Annotated in this window: 13 protein-coding genes; 9 read left to right on the forward strand and 4 right to left on the reverse strand. The window is 40.5% G+C overall.

The genetic code is table 11. From position 1 onward, the window contains the following. Window positions 1-290: 290 nt before the first annotated feature. The gene (locus DJ568_RS16690) at window positions 291-7,130 is read right to left on the reverse strand and encodes an IPT/TIG domain-containing protein (protein ID WP_114006447.1); all 6,840 of its coding nucleotides are present in this window, start codon (window positions 7,128-7,130) and stop codon (window positions 291-293) included. A gap of 303 nt (window positions 7,131-7,433) precedes the next feature. Between DJ568_RS16690 and DJ568_RS16695 the strand changes: the two genes are divergently transcribed. The 3 genes from DJ568_RS16695 to DJ568_RS16705 all read left to right on the forward strand — a co-directional run bounded on the left by DJ568_RS16695 (window position 7,434) and on the right by DJ568_RS16705 (window position 10,311). Then, window positions 7,434-8,648, forward strand: a complete 1,215-nt coding sequence (locus tag DJ568_RS16695) for a helix-turn-helix domain-containing protein (RefSeq protein WP_114006448.1) — start codon at window positions 7,434-7,436, stop codon at window positions 8,646-8,648. A gap of 80 nt (window positions 8,649-8,728) precedes the next feature. Continuing rightward, window positions 8,729-9,724: a glycosyltransferase gene (locus DJ568_RS16700; RefSeq protein ID WP_114006449.1), complete on the forward strand. Its 996-nt coding sequence runs from the start codon at window positions 8,729-8,731 to the stop codon at window positions 9,722-9,724. Between the two features lie 152 nt (window positions 9,725-9,876). Next, window positions 9,877-10,311, forward strand: coding sequence for a hypothetical protein (locus tag DJ568_RS16705; RefSeq protein WP_114006450.1), 435 nt, complete (start codon window positions 9,877-9,879; stop codon window positions 10,309-10,311). Between the two features lie 6 nt (window positions 10,312-10,317). Here DJ568_RS16705 and DJ568_RS16710 read toward each other — a convergent pair whose 3' ends face one another. Further along, window positions 10,318-11,538 (reverse strand): MFS transporter, encoded by a 1,221-nt coding sequence (locus DJ568_RS16710; protein ID WP_114006451.1) that lies wholly within the window; start codon window positions 11,536-11,538, stop codon window positions 10,318-10,320. 136 nt (window positions 11,539-11,674) lie between these two features. Here DJ568_RS16710 and DJ568_RS16715 point away from each other — a divergent pair, with 136 nt between their 5' ends. Further along, complete coding sequence (locus DJ568_RS16715) at window positions 11,675-12,064, forward strand: YidH family protein (protein WP_114006452.1); 390 nt, start codon at window positions 11,675-11,677, stop codon at window positions 12,062-12,064. Window positions 12,065-12,242: 178 nt separating this feature from the next. Next, complete coding sequence (locus DJ568_RS16720; protein ID WP_114006453.1) at window positions 12,243-13,334, forward strand: NAD(P)-dependent alcohol dehydrogenase; 1,092 nt, start codon at window positions 12,243-12,245, stop codon at window positions 13,332-13,334. Window positions 13,335-13,510: 176 nt separating this feature from the next. Here DJ568_RS16720 and DJ568_RS16725 read toward each other — a convergent pair whose 3' ends face one another. After that, window positions 13,511-14,254, reverse strand: a complete 744-nt coding sequence (locus DJ568_RS16725; protein ID WP_114006454.1) for an SDR family NAD(P)-dependent oxidoreductase — start codon at window positions 14,252-14,254, stop codon at window positions 13,511-13,513. 279 nt (window positions 14,255-14,533) lie between these two features. On the opposite strand from DJ568_RS16725, the gene DJ568_RS16730 reads away from it, so the two are divergent. The 4 genes from DJ568_RS16730 to DJ568_RS16750 all read left to right on the forward strand — a co-directional run bounded on the left by DJ568_RS16730 (window position 14,534) and on the right by DJ568_RS16750 (window position 21,756). Further along, window positions 14,534-16,075, forward strand: a complete 1,542-nt coding sequence (locus DJ568_RS16730) for a CotH kinase family protein (protein WP_114006455.1) — start codon at window positions 14,534-14,536, stop codon at window positions 16,073-16,075. A 626-nt stretch (window positions 16,076-16,701) separates the two neighbouring features. Continuing rightward, window positions 16,702-17,451: a hypothetical protein gene (locus tag DJ568_RS16740; protein ID WP_114006457.1), complete on the forward strand. Its 750-nt coding sequence runs from the start codon at window positions 16,702-16,704 to the stop codon at window positions 17,449-17,451. 690 nt (window positions 17,452-18,141) lie between these two features. Continuing rightward, window positions 18,142-19,857, forward strand: coding sequence for a hypothetical protein (locus DJ568_RS16745; protein ID WP_114006458.1), 1,716 nt, complete (start codon window positions 18,142-18,144; stop codon window positions 19,855-19,857). Between the two features lie 552 nt (window positions 19,858-20,409). Continuing rightward, a complete protein-coding gene (locus tag DJ568_RS16750; RefSeq protein WP_114006459.1) occupies window positions 20,410-21,756 on the forward strand; it encodes a hypothetical protein in 1,347 nt (448 codons plus the stop codon). Window positions 21,757-21,805: 49 nt separating this feature from the next. Here the strand turns inward: DJ568_RS16750 and DJ568_RS17570 are convergent, their stop codons facing one another. Next, window positions 21,806-21,934: a hypothetical protein gene (locus tag DJ568_RS17570; RefSeq protein ID WP_262510689.1), complete on the reverse strand. Its 129-nt coding sequence runs from the start codon at window positions 21,932-21,934 to the stop codon at window positions 21,806-21,808. Window positions 21,935-22,087: the final 153 nt, after the last annotated feature.

Here is a 22,087-nt window from a genome sequence, read left to right on the forward strand (position 1 = left end):
TGCAGTCTTTATTTTACAGGAGGTAATTCGCCACTTATTTGGCGAGTGTGAAATCTGATCCGTATTGGCTGAATTATCGGGATCCAAGGCTAACTAATAACCCGGGCACGCGATATTGCCGCCGTTTACTGCCACGATAACATCTGGCCGCCACATCGTCACCAAACGTCCTCACTTCCTTTGAGCTCCCTTGGTTGTTTTGGATATAATAATGAAATTTGTGGTTAGCGGCATTATACTAAAGGGACACTATTGAATAGACCCCTTTAGGTGCGCCTAAACAAAAATTTCTAATACTTTAATATTATATATCCCGATTTCCTTAATATTTGTTTTTCCACGCTATATTCAAGCAAATAAAAGTAAGTGCCTTCAGGTTGCCGCTGTCCGTTAAGGCCTTGGCCATCAAATACCTTTTCCCTGTTATCATAATTCTCAACATAAAAAACCGGCACCCCTTTGCTATTCATAATAGACAATTTATTAACAGGGTAAGCATCGATATTCGTTATACGCAAATAATCATTTATGCCATCGCCGTTAGGTGATACAGCAAGTTGTACAACCGGTTGAGGCAGTATCCCGGTAAGACTATTTGTTGGCAGTATCCTTGATGTCGCTTTGCTGATAGTTAACGTTGCCCCTGTGTAACTAATATTGTAATTATTTGACGTGGCACCCGCGATTGTGATAGGATATGTGCCTTCGGGTGATGATGTCGTCGCCGTCGTGCTTATAATCGGCTGCGATGTCAGGCTTGCGATATTGTCATTGTAGACAAAGCCGGTGTAGGTAGCGTCAAGGATTGGATTGGCTGTGCCAACTGTTTTGCTCTTATCGTTTGCTTTTATCACAAGGTTTGCTTTTTTCACCGTAAGTGCCTGGCTAAATGTAAGTCCGCTAACTTTTGCAGTGATGGTGGTTATACCTGCATTCTTTATATGCAACTTACCTTCTACTATACTAATTACATTGGTATTGCTGCTGGTATAGGTTATGCCGGGTACGCCCGGTTTGGGGTTAAAATCAGGCATGCCGTAAGTTATGGACGGATAAGGCTTCACGGTTAAAACACCCGGTACATATTTGAAAATGTAATTGGGTGATTCGCCACCGCTAACATTCAGAGGATAATTCCCTGCAGAGGAAGTGATCGAAGCAGTTGTTGTTACAGCTGGCGGTTGTAATATATCTTCAGGTGTGTCATTGTTGACAAAGCCATTGTAGCTTAAAGTAAAGTCCGGGTTACTTTCACTATAGGTCCGACTGACGCTGTTAGCGGTAACTGTTAATGTAGCTTTTTTAACCGTCAGTACCTCTCGTATTACGGTTGTGCCTACTTTAGCGGTAATGGTTGTTGTGCCGGCACCGGCGGTATGTATTTTGTTGGCGATGATGGTGGCTACAGCTTCATCGCTGCTGGTATAGCTTATACCTTTTACATCCGGCCTTGGGTTGAAATCCGCTGTGCCGTAAGTAACTGATTGCCCTTTTGTAAAGGTAAATCCATCAATAGTGGCCTCGCCATTTAAGGTTTTTATGACAATAGTCCCGGTTGCACCGTCGCCTACTACAGCAACTATTGTGTCTGCCGATATTGCCTTAAATGATTGAGCAGCTTTACCACCAAAGGCAACGGCGGTTAAACCTTCAAGATGACTCCCGGTAATAATTACTCGCGAACCTGTACCCGCTAATAACGGTTGCGCTGATGTAATTGCAGGTTTTAACACGGGGCCGTTGTGAATAATAACAAGTTTTTTATTTTTAAAGTCAACCGTTACTATATCTACCCTTCCATCGCTATCAACGTCCCTCGCTGTTGTGTTAGTGAAGTTGCTTATTTTGCTGATAATAGGAGTGGGATTTGCAAAGGAGACGTTACCCTTTGTGGATTGATTTCGAAAATAATCTATAGACGAGGATGATGGCGACAAAAGATCTATTTTACCATCACCGTCAATATCAGCTCCGCTTAACGCAGGTACAAGCGGAGGGGTGGCCATTTTTTTGGGCGTGCCAAATATGGTTTCATTTGCCGCAACGTTTAAAGATGTGTTACGCGAAAGGTAACCATAATTATACCAGGTATTACTCATAAACAGATCGGGTTTATTGTCGCCATCAAAATCGGCCGGGATAAAGTAACCTGGAGAGAAGCCCAAACCTATGAATAGTTGTGTTCTAACAAAGTCAGTTGCAGAAAAGTTGCCTGGAACAGTTTTATTTTTGTTTAAATCTATGCGTCCGTAATCGGCTACACTAATAACATCGGGTTTGTTATCTCCGTCTGCATCAGTAACAGCGAAAGAACGCCCCCCTGACTCCGGTAGGTGTACATATGGGCCGAATGAAATGCCTTCTTTGGTAGTGATATTAGGATAATATACAGGAGCATCCGTTGCAGCTATCAGATCGGGTCGGCCGTCCATATCCATGTCCCGTAGTTGTATCAAACCTTCCTGGCCTTCGATGTTTTCAAGTATTGTTCTTTCGAATGCGATATTACTCCCATTCGAAGTATTTCGCAATAAGATAACGCTGCGTGCTATGCCCAATAATATGTCTTTTTTCCCATCTCCATCTATATCGCCAATTACCCAAGACGAAATTTGTATGCCATTGAGCAAATCAACTCGTGTTGAAAAAGATGACCGTGACAGCACAGCATCAGTTCCATATTTGATAACAGAGACAGAATCATTGTGCAATACCAATAAATCCATATTGCCGTCATTATCAAAATCATCAAAGGCATATTTGTTCGCATTTATAGCAATTTCCGTTTTATTTGAGAAGCTAACTTTCCCCACCGTGTTGGTTACCATAAAAGGTAAATTAGATACACCCGTCAAACGGTTTTCAATATTGGTGACAGTGAATTGGTTTGCGCCGCCCCCGGGTACAATTATCTCCAGTTGTGTTTTGCTGGATTTTTTAACTTTTGCTTTTAATGGACCGAAATAAACCACATTTTTTTCAGGATTAACATTAAAATTATCTCCATTGATAATAACTGTTGATCCAAGCGGACCCTGCGCAGGTGCGAATGATAAAAGAGTAGGCGGTTGGTTATATAAAAACCCCCGGATAGTACCAATCCCACCAGGGCCCTTAACCGAGATAAGCCCCGTAGCGCCTGCACCTGGTTTTGCGCTTATGCTGGTATCAGAAATTATAGTAAATGAGGCGGCGGCCACTCCGCCAAACTTAACTTCGGTAGCCTTGCTAAAGTTCCGTCCTAACACAGAAACTGTGGCGTTACTCCCATCACCGGATACTTTGAATGAGCTTATAACAGGCGGGCGTATATATTTAAAGACAGTAGATATAGCATTGCCGCCAAAATTGGTAACTATAATAGTGTCAGTGCCTGTATACTCAGGTACAGTGACTTTTATAACTGTAGATGAAGTGGGTTGAACAGCTACATGAGTTTCACCAAACTGAACAACATACACGTTTGTAAAGTTGGTACCGTTAATAGTTAGCTCAGTACCGGCAGCCGCCGTAGCAGGGCTAATCGAACTTATAGTTGGCGCAGCATACCAGTTAAACCCGTTGTATGCAGCGGTGCCGCCGGGAGTTTTTAGGGTGATACTACCGGTTTTGCCATTGCCAACGCGAGCTATTACCATATTTTCTTTTACGCTTACAATGTCAGCCTTTACCCCGCCTACCGCCACTTCAGTTGTATGTAGCAAGTACTGCCCTGTTATAGTTATCTCGGTATCCTTACCACCAAAGTCAGGTGAGCATGAGTATATTCGTGGCTGACTTATGAAGCTAAATTTCTGATAATATGTTCCTCCATCGGTGCCACTAATTTCGATGCCGTCACCAGAGTTGAGGGCTACTACCGCAGTAATTTTTTCCGAAGAAACTACAGTAAATGAGGAGGCGTTAATTCCTCCAAATCTTACTGAATTAATATTGCCTAAATCACTTCCAATGATATCAACCTTTTGGCCGGGACCGGCCGCAAGCGGGGTTATGGTGTCAATTTTGGGATTAGTATATTTAAATCCGGCTATTGTTGCTGTGCCGCCAACCGTGGTAACGGTAACATCGCCGCTCGCTCCTTCAGCAACAGTCGCCTGTATAGATGTAGAAGAGTTAGTGTAAAAATTGTGCGCCCGCACACCACCGAATTTCACATCAGTAACGCCGATAAAATTGGTGCCTGTAATAATTATCGTCCCAAACCTGCCTTGATTCGTAGGCGAAATTGATGTAATTGCCGGAGCTCCTACCCAGGTAAAGTTCTCAAAGGTCCCCTTACCCTTTGGTGAAGAGACAATAACACTGCCTGATTTGCTGTTTTTTGCCGGATAAGCCTCTATTGTATTACCTGACACTGTAAAAGATTCTGCCGGAACACCGCCAAAACTAACCTCTGTAACGCCAGTGAATCTTTCGCCGCTAATGGTTATAGGCTTAGTTGACAGGGGGCCCCCAAATATTGGGTTTATATAAAAAATAGACGGCCCTGAATGTATAAAATTGCCCAAAAAACCTATTCCCAAATCGTTTTTAACTAATATATTTCCTGTTTGGCCCTGCCCTACAACGGCTCTTATCTCGGTGTCAGAAATTACGGAGAATGATGTTGCCGGCACTCCACCGAAGCTAACTTCGGTAATGCCGGTGAAATTAACGCCTTTAATAGATACTGTTTGACCTATCGAAGCAAAGTTTGGACTAAATGATTGTATGCCAGGTCCCTTATGTAAAAAGCCTTCTACAGTGGAAGTACCTCCGTCGGTGGTTAGTGTTATAAAAGTTGCAAAGTATTGCGGTACTGTGATTTCAATAGTAGTATCAGACAGTTTTCTAGGTTGCGAATAAGAGCCGCCAATGCTTAAATTATATAAAATGCCTAAATTTTTAACAGTGACAATAATTTTATCTCCGGCTGCACCGGATTTAGGTGAAAAGTTTACGATGGAGGGCTTTGGTAATACTACAAAGTTGGGATAGGTAACGGTTCCCCCTTCCGTTGTAACAACGAGGTTGCCGCTTATTGATCCCGGGCTCACCTGGCCAAATATCTGGTACGGTGAAGTATAGGTAAGCTTAGCTGCCACGCCGCCAATAGTAACAGTGGCGCCATCCAGGTTATAGCCTGAAATATTAAAGCTTCCGTTTTCAGCCGCGGTTGTAGGATATACATCTTGCAAAGTAGGAGGCGGAAGAATTGTAAAATTTTCATAGGTAGAAGTGCCCGAGGTGCCCGTAAGTGTAATGCCGCTGCCTGAACCCGCTGCTATCACTGCAGTAAGTTGAGTTGGCGAAATGATTTTAAACGATGATGCCTCAACCGTACCGAACTTTACCGAAGTCACGCGGTTAAGCTCGGTGCCGTTAATTGTAACAGTTTTACCTACGCCTGCCTTTAATGGACTTACTGATGATATTTTAGGCGGGTATATAAAGTTAAAACCGTTATACCAGGCTTGGCCGCTTGGTGACTCCACCAGTATCCTTCCTGAAGCTCCGTCGCCGACGGTAAACTCAATTTCGGTTGGGGATATGATCTTGAACGACTCATCCCATCCTTCAAATGACACGTAGGTAAGGTTAGTAAAATTAGTGCCGGTTATTTTTATTTTAGAACCCTTCCAACCGGATAAGGGTGAAACAGCAGTAATGGTGGGAGGGGGTATCACGGTGAAGCCGCTTGCCCGGGCTGTTCCGTAAGGGTTAGTTATGGTAATATCACCAGAGACGGCCCCTTCAGGAACCACAAGGGTCATTACATCTTCCGTGCCTGATTTAACAGAATAACCGGTGACACGCTTGCCGCCTAACATAACGGTGGTGACACCTTCAAAATATTTGCCTTTTATTATTATATCGCCGCCCGGATGTGAAATTTTTGGCGAAAATGAGAAGATAACGGGTGGCTTTGGAGGCACAATAACATTTATTGTTATAGTAGCCGAACTGCTCCCATAGGCATTAGTAGCTAGAATACGATAGACAGTGGGATAATTGCGTGAGAGTTCAGTCGGAGTTCCTGTAATTGCTATTGAACTATTAAACGACAGACCTTTGGGCAACGCAGGTAAATGGTAGCCGGTAGTTATGAGCCTGTAAAAGCCCCTGCGCTGGAAGCTCCCTCCGGCAATTATATTCCAATCATCATCAATTGCCAACAATTCGTCAATTCTACCTTCAATGGCTTGATTTTTATCATTGTAATAATGGGTTTCAATAGTATTTACCGCCCCGTTTGGGCTGATTATTCTGAAACTGCCGACATGGCTGGAGAGTATAACATAACCGTTTCCATCAACGCGTAGGCTTCTGGGAGCATATAGCGTAGCTTTTAAACCTATACCATCAGCGTAGCCTGGGGTGCCGCTGCCAGCCAGGGTTGTTACCTTTCCATCGGTACTTATCTTTCTAACTTTATGTCCCTCCTCGTCTGCTACATAAATGTTATCGGCCTTGTCAATCGCTAAATCTGCAATGTGCTTAAATGATGCCAGTTCCCCCACGCCGTCTATAGATCCCGGGGAGTTTTGCCCGGCAAATACAGTTTGGGTTCCGCTTTTTGATATGCGAAGAATTTTTGTTCCCTGTGATATGAATATGCTGCCTTTGCTGTTTATAACAATTGCTCCCGCGCCCTTTAAACCTGATGCAAAAGTGGTTACTATGCCTGCCAGCGTAACCTTTCGTATTCTTGCGTTAAAAGGGTCTTTGCTGTTTAATTCAGTGATGTATAAATTGCTTTCTTCGTCTTTAGTGATGTCACTTAAGTAATCGAAGCGGGCTGCGCCGCCTGTGCCGTCGGCATAACCAGTCTCGTTTGAGCCGGCCAGTGTTGCTACTATATTACCCGTACGCAAATGTAGTACCTGCCGCTCTGTTATACCGTATATATCACCCGATGACAGGTAAACAAATTTATTCACCGACCCATCATTCGTTAGTACGGGGGTTGCTTGTGGGTACAGTCGTCCTGGCACCGCGCCCCCGGTATTAGTAATACTTATCGGTGAAATAGGCTCGTTCTGGATGAATGTTACTTTTGCCGGAACAGTAATATTGGGTTCCTGGGCAAAGAGTTTGCTTGAAAATAATAGGCTAAGCGCACACAGGCTTAAAAATAATTTATTCATTAAAAAAGTATAGGGTTGCAATACGCAAGTATCTGTACGTCGAAAAGAGCGCGTAGTAATTAAGATATGTGTAAGGCACTAGATTAATTTATTGTTTAAATATATAAAAAAGTTATCTTAAAGGTAGACGTTGAGGTATTATTGTTGCCCGCTCCGGAGGTGTTTTGTTTAATTAAACATTTAACCATTTATGAAAATTAATTATATATTTATTCCTGAAACTAAAAGTACACCCTGCTTTATAGTGTAAACTATTAATTAAACTACAAGCTTTGTTACTCTGGCTGGCAACAAACCGTGGCGATGTTAGATAAGATTCATCAACTAGAGAAGTTTATTTCGGTAGCCGGAATTTATCTGGGATGCTTTTCAGGTATCTTGCTAGTTATTTTAAACCGACAACGTAAGGCAGAACAATATATGCTGGCCGCTATATTTTTGATACTGAGTTGGTATGCTTTTTTTCATCCTGCAAAACTTTATGGCTGGTTGTCGTCATACCCGTTCATGCTACGTATCGGCGTACCATTTTATTACCTTGTGCCCCCCTTTATATTTTGGTATAGCAGTATAAAATTAGGCTGGCGAGGCAAAAAATGGAAATATGTTAGTGTGCATTTAGCGTTATTTTTTATCGGCTTAACGGATATTTCCTGGTATTATATCCGCGACCATGAGCACCTGCACGAGATAGCATTATCTGTAGCCCAAAATTTTAATTACTTATTTTCAACTGCCGAGGGCTTTTTGCCCGCTGTAACTCATTATATATTGAGGCCGTTGCAAGGTTGTATATACTGTTTGTACTCATGTTACGTTTGTTATGCCGCTTATAAAAAAGGCATGTTTCAAAAACTTTCACTGCCTTTGCGTGGCTGGCTGATGCTGTTCAATTTGGGTATGGCTGTAATTTACCTGATGTTGTTTTACATGACAATTATTAGTCCACCTGAAAGTATGCCATGGGCAGGATATTATGATGGCGTTTGGTCAGCAACGTTTATGACTGTTCTGTTTTGCCTGCTGGGGGCAGCCGCTTTGTTTTGCCCCACTGTGCTGTATCAAAAAAATGTTACTGCCGGTGTAAGTAAAGTTGGCTTTCCTGCGGCTGGTATGCCGCCTTCTTCAGTAGCTATAAATAATAATGAACCGGCCGCTATAGTAGAATTGTCACAGCAGGCTATGTCAGGCTATGTTAATGACATTGAGGAAGCGATGCTTAGCGCAGACGCATTTAAACAAATGTATGTAATTGATGATCTGCTGGCTAAGTTAAATATACCTTATACTGACCTGGTTTATGTTTTAAGCAAACATTATCACCAGGATTTTAATGATTTTGTTAATTCTTTTAAGATAAGATATATAATTGGCGAACTGCAGAGCAAAAAATCGGAAAACCTTAATGCAGATTGGATAAGGCGCGAAGCAGGGTTTACATCCGGGGACGCCTTTTCAGCGGCTTTTAAAAAATACACCGGTGTGTATCCGGACCAATTCCTGAAAAAAGCTGTTTAAGCTTGCCAGCAAGATGGGTCAGTATATTAAGCCCATTTAAGCGGAATGATATATATTTGCTTAATGCTAACTATTGAGTAATGTCTGACAGGATACCGGATACTCCTCCAATTATTTTACCACTTCCTAACAATACCGACGGCCCGTTATGGTCGGTTATGATACCCACCTACAATTGTATGCAGTTTTTAAAGGATACTATTGAAAGCGTGCTTGAACAGGATCTGGGTCCGGAAAAAATGCAGATAGAAGTTGTTGATGATAAAAGCACCGATGGTGACGTGGGTGCTTTGGTTCAAAGCGTGGGGAAGGGTCGCGTTAGCTTCTACCAACAAAAGATCAACAGGGGAAGCCTTAGAAATTTCGAAACTTGCATTAACCGCTCTAAAGGCAAGCTGGTGCACCTGCTGCACGGAGATGATAAGGTAAAAAACGGCTTCTATGCCGAAATTGAATCACTTTTTAACCAATTTCCTGAAGCTGGTGCTGCGTTCACAAAATATACTCACATAGATGAGAACGGTAGGGAAGTTGAGCCTGATGATTTTCGCTTGCGCGACGATCCGGGGATATTAAAAGATTTCTTATTAACGGTATCACGCGGAGCATATATTCAGCCGCCGGCTATGGTGGTGAAAAGGAGCGTATACGAAGAGGTGGGCAGTTTTTTTGCCGTGCATTACGGCGAAGATTGGGAGATGTGGATAAGAATAGCATCAAAATTTGAAATAGCCTATTCACCGAGATGCCTCGCGTTATACCGGATGGGTCATAGCAGTAATATCACCAGCAGGTCTATCCTTAGCGGCCAGAATATTAAAGACATCACCAGGGTTATTAATATCGCCCAGGATTATTTGCCGGATAATGTTAAAGCCGGGATAAAGCGGGATGCGTTAAGAAGTTTTTCAATGCATTACGCCAAAGCTGCCAACCGGATGTATCCATTACAAAAGGAAGCAGCATTTGCTCAGGCAAAAGGCGCTCTGCAAATGGATGTAAACAGTCGTACCATTTATTGGATGGTACGGCTATACTTTAAGCATATATCTACTATGCTTGGTTTGGTAAAATAAATCCTTAACGCGCACTGATATCTGTCCGGGTAATTGTAATAAAACTCGGGCGGTGGTTATATGGACGTTTCGAAGCCTTTGAGAGGAGCTTCAGCTTCGCAATGTGCGGGAATCACAAAACGATTTCTTATCTTCAGCAAATGTTCAATAAAATGAGGCGCATATTCAAGTACATATTACCGGTTTTATTAATTCAGGTTATAACAGGCTGCAGTTCAGAATCTGAACCGGAACCATCTTTAGCGGGTAAATGGAATATCACCAGTGCGGTGGGCAATAATGACCTCCACTGGACCGGATCACTTACCTTAAAGCAGAATGGTACGGAATATAAAGGCGTGTTTATATGGGACTCTGTTGATGGCGTGCAATCAGGTACCGACAGTGTTTCGGGCAGATATAATGACGCCACAAGGGTACTTACCATGAAGTCTGTAGTAATTACCGGTAATATCGAACCAGTAACTTATACCGCTGATATAAGCGATGATGGCCAGGTAATGGATGGTATTTGGACGGGATCAAGCGATGGCTCGGTAGAACACCCCGGCGTGTGGACGGCGCAAAAGGATCAAAGCAACCAATAGCCCGGGTTACTCTTCGATAAAATCAAGGTCTTTACCGTGTGTTTCCTCTAAAAATATAGCTGCCATTGTACCAATACCGAAGAGGATCAGGCCGGTTATCCAGCCGCCTGTGAGATAGCTGTCGAAAACGTCGCGCAGATACTTAAACAACAGGATGATTAGTGGTACTGACCCGCGCACCATATTAGGGACACTGATACCTGCCGATGCACGGAGGTTAGTGCCAAATTGCTCAACACCCATGGTTAAATATATAACGTTAAACCCTGCGCCAAATCCTAGTCCAACGCATATCCAGTAAAATGTTGTGGCGCTTTTGCCGTGCTGGGTAAAAAATAGGATAGTGAATAATATAGCAATAGCGTAAAACATAAAAAATACCTTTTTACGGCTTTTTAACTTTTCGCTTAGCCAGCCCACCGCAACATCCCCAACGGCAATTGCCAGGTATAGCAGCATAACAGCCTTAGCGGGGTCTACACCTTCAATACCCATCTCGTCGCCAAACCTGTCCGAAAAAGTAATAAGTACAGCAATTATGTACCAAACCGGCAAGCCTATTAAAATAATTTGCATGTACCGCGTAAAACGCTTCCTGCTGGTAAAAAACATTAAGAAGTTACCGCGCGGAACGTCCGACCGGTGCATGGCGTGGAACAGGCTGCTTTCTTTAATGTTAAATCTGAGAGCCAGTAAAATCAAACCTAATATGCCGCCGGTATAGTAGCAACCGCGCCACGTTAACTCTTCATGCACAAAAAAGGCCGTTACAGCGCCCATCAGTCCAAAGCCGGCAATAAGTCCGGCTGCGGTGCTGCGTTTTTCTTTAGGCAACAACTCACTTACCAACGTTACGCCGGCGCCAAGTTCTCCGGCTAAACCTATGCCGGCAATAAAACGCAGAACGATATATTGGTTCACGGTAGTTATCATGCCATTAAGAATATTGGCAATAGAGTATAGTAATATTGACGCGAACAATACCTTAAGCCGGCCTTTTTTATCGCCCAAAATGCCGAATGCAATACCGCCGAGCAGCATGCCTATCATTTGGGTGCTTATTAACAATTCGCCGGTAGTTAGTATTTCTGCGGGGCTCAGTCCCAGATCAGCCAGGCTGTCTTTACGCACAATGGTAAATAACAGCAGGTCATATATATCAACAAAAAAGCCTAAGGCGCTTAATATAACGGCTAGCTGGAACAGCGAGCCCGAAGGTTTGGTCATTTGTTTTAAGGGTAAAGATTTTTGGCAATATTACGGTTTTTACAGCTAAGTTGGAGCTTGCTGAGCAATGCGACGGATTTGAATACTTAAACTGCGCCGCAACCGAACGAAATTCCTTAATGTTTGTTACTGGAGTATGCAACACATTAATACTACACCTCCGCTTCGCCCCAATGATCACCTGGCTAATGAACGTACTTTTTTGGCATGGATAAGAACCTCCATTGCCATGATGGGTTTTGGGTTTGTGGTAGTGAAATTTGCGCTGTTTTTAAAACAAATGTCCGTTATTATGAATACCCCGGTTACCCCAGATACCTCAAAAGGCTACTCAGCTGAAATCGGCATTTTTTTGGTGGCAATAGGAGTGGCAATATCTATTTATGCATACATACGATACCGTATAACGGAAAAACAATTAATGGCAGACGCTTTTAAACCATCGTACACCCTGGCCAATATAGTAACCATGCTTATTTTGCTTGCAGGTGTTGCATTGGTGCTTTACCTGATACCTAACAGGTGATAATTTTGTATTAGAACATCTTAAGCAAGCTAAGTAAGTGCCCGTTTAATACAGCCGGGTATATAGCAAACTTACTTTTAGCTTTTTAACGAAACTCATAAATGTAATATTTACATATCACAACCATAAACAGTATGGTTTTTGCGGAGAGGACTTGGAATACACTTAAAATCGTAAAATGGAAATAAAAAATACAGCAGACGGTGCAGCCATTGCTCCGGCTAAAGACATCAAAGCGTTTGGCACAGAAGCGGCAGATGCAGAATTAGCGTTATTAAACATCAGGCGAAGAACGCCGACACCTCACGATGTGGAAATTGAAATACTGTATTGTGGTGTTTGCCATTCAGATTTACATACTGCACGTAACGAGTGGCACGCAACCATGTACCCTTGTGTGCCGGGTCATGAAATTATTGGGCGGGTTACTAAAGTTGGTAACCACGTAAACAAATTTAAAACTGGGGATTTGGTGGGCGTTGGATGCATGGTTGACTCATGCAGGAGCTGTCAGTATTGCGAAGAAGGGTTGGAGCAATATTGCGAAACAGGTATGACAGGCACATACAACTCGCCGGATAAGTTTTTAGCTGCACACACATTTGGGGGATATGCTGAAAGCATTGTGGTTGACGAAAATTATGTACTGCGCATACCCGAAAATCTCGACCCGGCTGCCACGGCGCCCTTACTGTGTGCAGGAATTACAACGTATTCACCCCTTCGCCACTGGAATGTTGGCCCCGGTAAGCAAGTAGGCATAGTGGGCATAGGCGGTTTAGGGCATATGGGCATAAAGCTTGCAAAAGCGATGGGGGCACATGTAGTAGCGTTTACCACGTCTGACTCAAAATTTGCAGAGGCGAAGCGCCTTGGTGCGGATGAAGTTGTATTATCTAAAGACCCCGCGCAGATGGCAGCTTATCGCGGCAAGCTGCATTTTATTTTAGATGCCGTATCGGCGGAGCATGATATTAATGCCTACCTCAGTTTATTACGTGTTGATGGATCGCTGGCTTTAGTAGGCGCGCCCGAACAACCATTGCCAGTGGCCGCGTTTAGCCTTATCCCTGGACGGAAGAGTTTTGCCGGTTCAATGATCGGCGGCATTGCCGAGACCCAGGAAATGCTTGATTTTTGCGGTGAACACAGTATTACCGCTGATATAGAAATGATTGACATCCAAAATATAAACCAGGCTTACGAGCGTTTACTAACGAGCGATGTTAAATACAGGTTTGTGATTGACATGGCATCGCTAAAAAAGTAGCCGGCGTTTACGAAACGAAATCGGAGTTTTTAAAGTAGCGGAAGCATACTGGGCTTCCGCTACTTATATATCGATGGTCTTTAGTGTTTTTGCAGCGCAATTCCCGGATATGCAGGTTGTCAGAATCAAAAATTGATTCATGCTCATTGCATCTGTGAGAGCGGTTTTAAACTTGTTTACTGGCAAGTGTACCCACCATCCGCTGCAATTAATGCCCCGGTGATAAATGAGCTATCATCTGAGAAAAGGAAACGAACGGTATTGGCAATTTCTTCCGGCCGGCCTACACGTCCCAGTGGTTGAACACTATCTAATGATGCATATACAGATGAGGGCTCTTGGTTGGTTTTTTTAACAAATTGTTTTACGGCATTATCAAGTAATGGGGTATTAATTGTTCCCGGGCAAATGCAGTTTACCCTAATGTTAAATGCGGCATAGTCTATTGCTGTGCTTTTGGTAAGTTGGCCTATTGCACCCTTGGTTAATCCATAAACACTGCTACTCGCTTTGCCAACAAATGATTGGTCGGACCCCATAAGTACTATACTGCCTTTCTGTTGTTCCTTCATAATAGGTATAACCGTTTTTAACAGGTAAAAACTTCCTTTAATATTAATATTAATGAGTTCTTCAAATTGATCATAGCTGGTATCTTCAATGGTTGCAAAAAGGTGGCGTCCTGCATTTGAAAATAGAAAGTCTATTCTTTTTTCTGTCTCATAAATTTGTGTGATGGCTTTTTCTATTTGTAATCGGTCGGCTACATCACAACTAATAAAATAAGAGTCAGTTTTAAGCGGCGCTACATTATCAAGATTATAAACCAGGCCGCCTTCGTTTCTTAAAAGCTCAAGGGTTGCTTTGCCAATGCCTGAGGAGGCACCCGTGATAATGGTAACAGTATTTATCCATTTCATACTATGATAATATTATTAGGTTAAGGTGTTAACAAATAACCATTACTGAGTTGTTACTGGTTAATGCAATTAATACGTATGCAATATAGGTGGTAAAAGCGATATTGCATAAAATACACAGTTGCGTTTGTGTACCTACGTTTTTATTCATTAAAAAAAATCATTAAGCAAACTTTAATTCGTTGAAGTTGATAGGTTTATGAATAACTTTTAAACCAACGAAGCCTTATAATACATGATGACATAAAATTTTATTTATATTTGCTTAAACCTTAACCTATGATTAATAAAATTTGCTTCCTGCTCGTATTGTTGTGTTTGTTCAGTTGTAAAAAGGATAAACCCATTGTATCCCACGATGATAGTATTACTGATACACCGGCAATAACATCTGTTGTTGTTGAAGCTAAAAACAATCCTGGAAAAATACCCGCTGATGTTAAATTTACTATAAATAAGGGTGTAATATCAGTACTAATACCGTATTTAAAAATAGATAAGAAACTGGTACTTACGTTTGCAACCAGGTATCCGGGTACAATAGTACGAGTTAACGATACCATAATTGTGAGTGGTAAAACGGTTACCGACTTTTCAAAAAAAGTTACCTACTCCGTTACCACACCAAAGGGGATAACCCAAAAGTATGCTGTTATTGTAAAAAGTTTCACAGGCATCCCCATCCTTTATCTGCACACAGATGCACCGGTGGTGTCCAAAAAAGATTATGTAACAGGACGGCTGGTAGTTGATCCTAATACGCAATTTAATCAGGAAAAAACAACTATTCCATTAGAAGTAAGGGGGAGAGGTAACTCTACTTGGGACTTACCTAAAAAGCCATACCGTCTTAAATTTATTACCAAGGCACCTATGCTGGGTATGCCTGAGGCCCGTAACTGGGTTTTGCTGGCTAACCATGCCGATAAAACACTCTTACGTACTAATATAGCCTTTGAAACAGGCCGAAAACTTGGTGCCGATTTTACCCCCGAGGGCAGGCACGTAGAACTTGTTTTGAATGGCGAGTACGCAGGCAATTATTTATTGACCAATCAAGTAGAAGTGCATGAGAACAGGGTGAATATTCCTGAATTAAAACCCGGCAATGTATCAGCCGAAGAAATTACCGGAGGGTATTTATTAGAGCTGGATCAAAGGATGGATGAAGACTTTTGGTTTTCCACTAAAAGAGTTGGTCCATTTGCTATAAAATCGCCTGATGATATAACTGAAGTGCAGCTTAATTACATAAAAAACTATGTGCAGGATGCCGAAAATGCGTTGTTTGCCGATAATTTTACCGACCCTGAAACTGGGTATGCAAAATACATTGATGTAAACTCATTTATCAACTGGTTTTTAGTGCAGGAGTTGCTAAAAAATATGGACTCAAAGGGATTTAGCAGTATATTTTATTACAAAAACAGGGGCGGAAAATTGGGCATGGGGCCTATATGGGATTTTGATGTTTCTATTGGTAACATAACTGATCCTGAATTGCAAAATCCTGTGGGCTGGTGGGTTAAAGACGGTATTTGGTTTAAACGGTTGTTTGAAGATCCTAACTTCCGTTCAACGGTTAAAAAGCGGTGGAGCGAAGTTAAACGAGCAGGCATGGTATCATTTACCCCTTTTATTGATAGCACGGCTAATTACATCAATTTATCGCAGAAGAAAAATTTTGAGCGCTGGCCAATCATGAACGTGGCCTGGCCCAAGCCAGTTGCGCTAGGCTCGTACGAAAAAGAGGTGGCAGAAGTAAAAAACTGGCTAACCCGCAGAGCTACTTGGATGGATGCGCAGATAAATAGTTTTTAAAGAAGTTTATAGGCAGCCGTAGCTGATACGTTTTTGGACGATTGATCTGCTTCTGCGAAATCTTTGCGTAAATCCTCAATATAAAGGCTACGTTCTCTAACATTATTTATAATCAGTTCTGGAAGAGCAATTTGGACATTTTTCTTGTATTCGATTAACTTCGACAAATAATAAGCGACTATGTCTTGTTCCAAGCACAAACCCCATAAAAAAAGCCCTTAGTTTTCACTAAAGGCTTTCTGAGGTAGCGGGAGCAGGACAGAATTGTTGCCTTGGCTCTCGCTGTTTATCAACACTTTGCAAGCCTTTGTAATAACCTGTGTACCGTCCAGTGTACCGGCACTCCATTAACGAACTGTAATGCTAAGTTAAACCGCTTTACCTTGTAAAGCAAGTTTAGTTTATGATGTATTCATAGTGATTAATTATAACGCCAACACCCAGGTTCTCGGCAATCAAGAAAGAAAGGAAACGGAATAAATGAAGGGTCGCGGGAAGAAATGTGTTTATGCCGTAGTCTTTCGTTCGCTTCAGCAGCCGAGGCCCTAACTTTGCGTGAATGATTAATAATATCTCCTTTGTCTTTTTATCAGTGGCAATGTATCTTGCAATATAATTTCAAACCTATGTCAACTTATAAATTAATTCAGCAAGTTACAGAGAAACATTTCAAAATACGACAGATTGAAGCTAATTCAGCTCATGAATATCAGCAAGAGAAGAATAAAATAGGCGTTGCTTACGATGACATAAATTTAGGTGGGTGGCAGAAACAGAACTATCCAGCTGGTGATTTCATTATTCACTGGCGCACAAATTTTGGCTATGGAAAACAAGAGTACGCTTACGCATACATATTGTATCACAATAGAAAAAAGGATACGAGGACTTTTGTAAAATGCTACAAAAACGTAGCGTCATTGGAAGAGGTAGCTGGGTTGATGAACAAGTATGCCAATCTCAGCGCAGAAGAACTAATGGAATTATTTGAGAATGTTGTAGATAGACTTGGAATGTACCATTATCAATTTGATCATAGTACAAGTTATGATTTTATGTTAGAAGCAGGGTATACAGACGAAGTAATAGACGATATGTATCATTTAGATTATGATAGTGTCTGTTTGCGCGAACTTCAAAAATCGATGGCTACGGCGGTAACATTGCAGGTACGTTGTGAAATTCTTTACAGGATATCTACACATCTGAATGAAAATGAGAACAAGGTGGTTGACGACATTAAGACCCGGCTCGCAGGTATATATGAAGGTTACAAAATAGGTGGGCTAAACTTAATATTGAAGGGTAAATATGGTTCGCATCACCTTATAGGAAACTTTGATTACCAAGCTAACCCTCCTAGATCACATATTTAGCAATTCAACTATTCTTAGTTTTTCCTTTTATAGGTGTGAATAATTTTTGAATTGCTGTACCCTAGTGGTAGAAGGGTTAACTTTTAAAGCAGGTTGTTGAAATTTCCATCTTATGCTATTTATAAGTTAAGGTATGTAGGCAACATTTTATTATTTAAAGTATTTCACATACACCCATTATCAAAAAATGTTGCATCAACATAATATTAGCTAACTGCTTAAGTGTTAAGGATAAGCCCTAACTTTGTTGTATAATTATATACCGACTCCTTCATTACTTGCTGCAAGAATTTCTGAATTTTATAATTTATAGCAGTTGATTAACACCTGGATTGACATATGAGGATTTCCATTTTGATAATTCTAGAATACTGCAATTTCTTACCTAATAGCAGTTGATAAAATCTTGGATTCTTATCCAAAAATGTATCGAAAAACTCTATTAACTGGATGAGCTAAATTTTGGATTGGTTAGAATTGATACTTGTATTCGGTTTCTTATTGATAGTACCAAAAGTTGTTACGTTAATGCCGGAAGCTTTGTACACTAAAGCAGCGATAAGCGTAACTTTGTTGAGTAATCCGTTAATTATTTGTTCATTAATGAATTCCCAATCCTTACTTTTATAAAAGCAAAAAGCACTATATATTATTATTGTGGTGCGCGATATTCAAAAAAACATGTAAAGAATGGATTTGATGAATCCTAATAACGATTTTTTCAAAGTTGTTAGTAGTGAAAATGACTTATTAGAAATTCTCAAAGAACAATCCCAGGAGTTTAAATTTCTATCTGTTAGATTTACGATTGATATTGACTTATATGCAATTGTTTCTGAAAATCCCATTCCTGGTATAATTTTATTGGAAAGGAAATTTAGGGGGCCTAAACCTGATATGCTAAAAGAACTATCACCTATATTTGACTGTTCAGATATTCAGTTTGATAAGCCCATATCATTTTGGAATTGCCATTTCAGTATGCATACTAATTTCCAAAATTCGATATTCAAGCATGGATTTAACTTTAGGCTTTCGACATTTGAGAATGGGTTATCGATGACGAAGGTGATAGCAGAAGGTAAATCTACCTTTGGCTTTATTTCATCCTCGTCTGTAATGATAATGAACTGCTTCTTTGCAGTTATCGACAATCAGTACTCCGAACTTAATGTTGATGGGGATTTCCACATTAATAATACAACTATAAACTCTGAACTTAACCTCTATCGTTGTAAGATTACAGGTCAGCTAAATTTAATCGGAATTAAACTTAATGGAAACCTAGATGTAAGTGAGGCAACAATAGCAAATTTAAATTTAGGCGTATTTGAAGATAATACTTCACGTACTGAGCTACAAAATTTTAATATTGCATATACGGAATTTCAAGGAAACGTGCAGATACGCAATTTAAATATTAATGGTAAAGTTAGCGGCCAGGGCGCAGTTTTTAAAGACAATATTTTTTTTACTAATCTGAACTTTACTAATCATGTCTATTTAACTCACTCTATTATCGACAAGCCGATATATTTTGACAATGTTTGTGCTAAAGGTAATTTTAGTTTCTATGGTTCTACGCTTAATGCTGACATCCGATTAACTGATGTCGATTTTACTAATGCAAATGTATCCTTTACTGGGAGTCAAATCAATGCAGATCTTTGGATTGGAAGCCTTTTAAATGAAGATTCAAAAGTTTTTAATGGAAAGATGAATTTTCAGGGTGCGATTATATCAGCAAAAAGCATAGTTAGAGTCTTCAATCTCAATAATCCTGGATCTCCAGCCGGAGAAATCAAGTTCTCCAACGTAATTGTTAGAGGATTAGTCGATGTTAAAAACGTATACGTAAGTAAGATTACATTTGACGGAACCATAGTCTCAGGAAATATACAGGACGACAATTCGTTTCGTTCAGCTATAGTTGACCGCGATACTGCTAGGTTGCTAAAACATGAAGCTCGCAAAATCAATAATATTATCTCTGCCCTATCTTACAATAAAATAGAAATGAAATTACATGCAGACAACCTTTCGATATGGAAATTTACTGATTGGTCTATGCTAAAGTTGAACCAGATCTCTAATAATTACGGATCAAACTGGCTTTGGGGCGCGGGATTTACAATTACATGTGCGCTTTTTTGTTATTCAATTTTCACTTTATCGATATTTGGCTTTGGATTCTTTTGGGAAGATAATTGGAGTTTTCTTTATACTGATAGTAAATTTTGGGCTGGATTTATCAATTATTTTTGGTTGCCAACAGGTTTTAATGAGTTGACTAAAAATGGTGTCGTTCAAGGTGGTGGTGCAGGAGGCGTTACTTATATAATTGGGAAAATCCTAATTGCATATGGCATCTATCAGACTGTAGCTGCTTTTCGAAAGTATGTCTAATTATAAGTGAGAAGTAGCTAACTTCAGGCTTCCGTTGCTTTACTGAACAAATTTTGGACTGAATATTTCTCAACTACACTTTTATTAAAAATGGGTTATTTTGCCCCCCTTGATATAAACTATAGTTTTATGTTTTGAAATTGATTTTTCGGAATTAAGAAAGAGAAAAATCCACCTCTACCTTCAACCTTTAAAAGGAAGAATGTGCAAACGAACACATATATAACGCTTTAATATGAAGTTGAAACTACAACTACACTTCACTTGAAAAACATGGTTTTATCCCCCCCCTTAATATAAAGTGTATTTTATTGTCATTTGGGAATGAGAGATATATAGCGTTCACACATCATACTTTATAAGGCAAAACTGGTAAATTGCTCTCTATTATGAGTCAATAGTTATTACCCTCTTTGCCTTGTAATGTTGGATGTAGTTCCTAAAGTAAGATCGAGGATGTTTCATTTCCGCTTCGTTTTTTAAAGAGTACAATAATAATCAGCGGTTAATGATTGTGAACGCTATTACCTATAAACATACTTTGATTCTATTATGAGTTTACCCTCGATTTATGATCTTAACGTTACCGGCTATCAGCTACTTCAATTGATAGAGACACGGCCAGTAAAAGTTATACCAATTGAAAACCGTCAAAATATGTCTCAGCCTTTGCCTGGAGTTGGTAAAGCGTTTGATCTAACGCCATACCTTGATGAAAAATCGGGTTTGACAGAGTATAGGGTAGATGGTTGGGATAATATTACTGCGGTCAGTCGTACCAAGGATGGTAAAGTTATCGAACTGAAAGAAGAGAATTACCCATTACTTAAAAATGCAGCCTCTTTCTTTTTAGAACAAAATGACCGTTTTTTGATAGCCGATAACAAGTTTGTAGAAGAAGCGATATTTGATTGGTTGACAGAAGCAATGCTACAACAACGTGTAGCATTCAATCTGACTACTTTTTTAGAGCGTCATATAGAACATGCAACTAAACGTCATACCTTTTACTTCAAAGTCAGCCCACTTGGTATCGAATCCTCGATAAAATTTGCCGGAGTAAGTATATTTCATTTCTCCGATGAGCACTTACGAAAAGAGTATGAAAAGCTTAAAGACGGCAAGCGCCATGATTGGGCAACTTATAAAAGTCTTTTCCGAGACGCTACCGATTTTATTGCGGTAGGTGTTGAAGTAAAAGCGGTTGAGTCCATGGCTGAATACGTCGCGCGAACTCGAGCTCAACAAGCTATAAACGCGCTAAAATGTTTTTTATTCAAGGAGGCAATTTCAAAAGAAATATATCTATTTAACCTAGAATTCAAAGCACTGCCGCATGACAGCACTACAATTCTTAGTCGTACCGAAGATGGTGGTATACGCATTCATTCTCTTAATATGCGTTTAGGCGGGCCTGTAGAATTAACTAACGCACATATGCAACGTCTTAACCGTATAGGTTTGCATTTATTTGACGGGTTTTTAACAAATTTTCGAATGACACCCTTTAACCAATTAATCGGCAGAGGAATTGATCAATTAGCTGACGCATTTTCTATTCGTGACTTACACGCTAGATGTGTAGACTTAGTCTCTTTTTTTGAACTGTTTTTAAATTATGATGAGAAATCGGGTGCTAAACCCCAAACTTATATGGTGCGAAATATTTTGCCGAAATTGTTCGAGAATCAAGACTTAACGAATGAAAAAAGGCAGATACAACTCCTTTATCATATCCGTAACCGATATTTACATAATCGGCACAAGATATCATTTGAAATAAAAGACTTATACGAATTACAAATGCTTGCTTTCTGTTTTTTGAGGCATATGGTTATTTTATCAAAAACCTTACAAACAAAGGAGGATTTTTTTAAACACTTTGGTATTCCTATTTGACCTAAATCGTTCAAAAGTAGGTGTAATGAGGTTGTTTAACTTTTTCTATTTATGAAGCGATAAAAATATTATTTTGAGCTATATTCAAATGGGTAATGTACGCTTCATTAGACATGCGTTCAGGCAGGATGGTATTTTCCGTTAAGCGAGTCAGCAAGCCTTCTACTTCTGTATCCATTAAATTTTTATTTTTATAAGCATAACTGGAGAATTCGCTGATATTGACCACCTGATTCCGTGGTAAACTGACCACCGATTCCGCGGTAAATTGACCACCTGATTCCGCGGCAAACTGACCACCCGGAACGAGCCGCTAATGCTGTAGGAGCAG

It is taken from the genome of Mucilaginibacter hurinus, assembly GCF_003324525.1.
Lineage (GTDB): Bacteria > Bacteroidota > Bacteroidia > Sphingobacteriales > Sphingobacteriaceae > Mucilaginibacter > Mucilaginibacter hurinus.

Excerpts from the sequence above, each read along its gene's own strand:
- DJ568_RS16690 (WP_114006447.1), bottom strand. The coding sequence starts at position 7,130 with ATGAATAAATTATTTTTAAGCCTGTGTGCGCTTAGCCTATTATTTTCA.
- DJ568_RS16695 (WP_114006448.1), top strand. The coding sequence starts at position 7,434 with ATGTTAGATAAGATTCATCAACTAGAGAAGTTTATTTCGGTAGCCGGA.
- DJ568_RS16700 (WP_114006449.1), top strand. The coding sequence starts at position 8,729 with ATGTCTGACAGGATACCGGATACTCCTCCAATTATTTTACCACTTCCT.
- DJ568_RS16705 (WP_114006450.1), top strand. The coding sequence starts at position 9,877 with ATGAGGCGCATATTCAAGTACATATTACCGGTTTTATTAATTCAGGTT.
- DJ568_RS16710 (WP_114006451.1), bottom strand. The coding sequence starts at position 11,538 with ATGACCAAACCTTCGGGCTCGCTGTTCCAGCTAGCCGTTATATTAAGC.
- DJ568_RS16715 (WP_114006452.1), top strand. The coding sequence starts at position 11,675 with ATGCAACACATTAATACTACACCTCCGCTTCGCCCCAATGATCACCTG.
- DJ568_RS16720 (WP_114006453.1), top strand. The coding sequence starts at position 12,243 with ATGGAAATAAAAAATACAGCAGACGGTGCAGCCATTGCTCCGGCTAAA.
- DJ568_RS16725 (WP_114006454.1), bottom strand. The coding sequence starts at position 14,254 with ATGAAATGGATAAATACTGTTACCATTATCACGGGTGCCTCCTCAGGC.
- DJ568_RS16730 (WP_114006455.1), top strand. The coding sequence starts at position 14,534 with ATGATTAATAAAATTTGCTTCCTGCTCGTATTGTTGTGTTTGTTCAGT.
- DJ568_RS16740 (WP_114006457.1), top strand. The coding sequence starts at position 16,702 with ATGTCAACTTATAAATTAATTCAGCAAGTTACAGAGAAACATTTCAAA.
- DJ568_RS16745 (WP_114006458.1), top strand. The coding sequence starts at position 18,142 with ATGGATTTGATGAATCCTAATAACGATTTTTTCAAAGTTGTTAGTAGT.
- DJ568_RS16750 (WP_114006459.1), top strand. The coding sequence starts at position 20,410 with ATGAGTTTACCCTCGATTTATGATCTTAACGTTACCGGCTATCAGCTA.
- DJ568_RS17570 (WP_262510689.1), bottom strand. The coding sequence starts at position 21,934 with ATGGATACAGAAGTAGAAGGCTTGCTGACTCGCTTAACGGAAAATACC.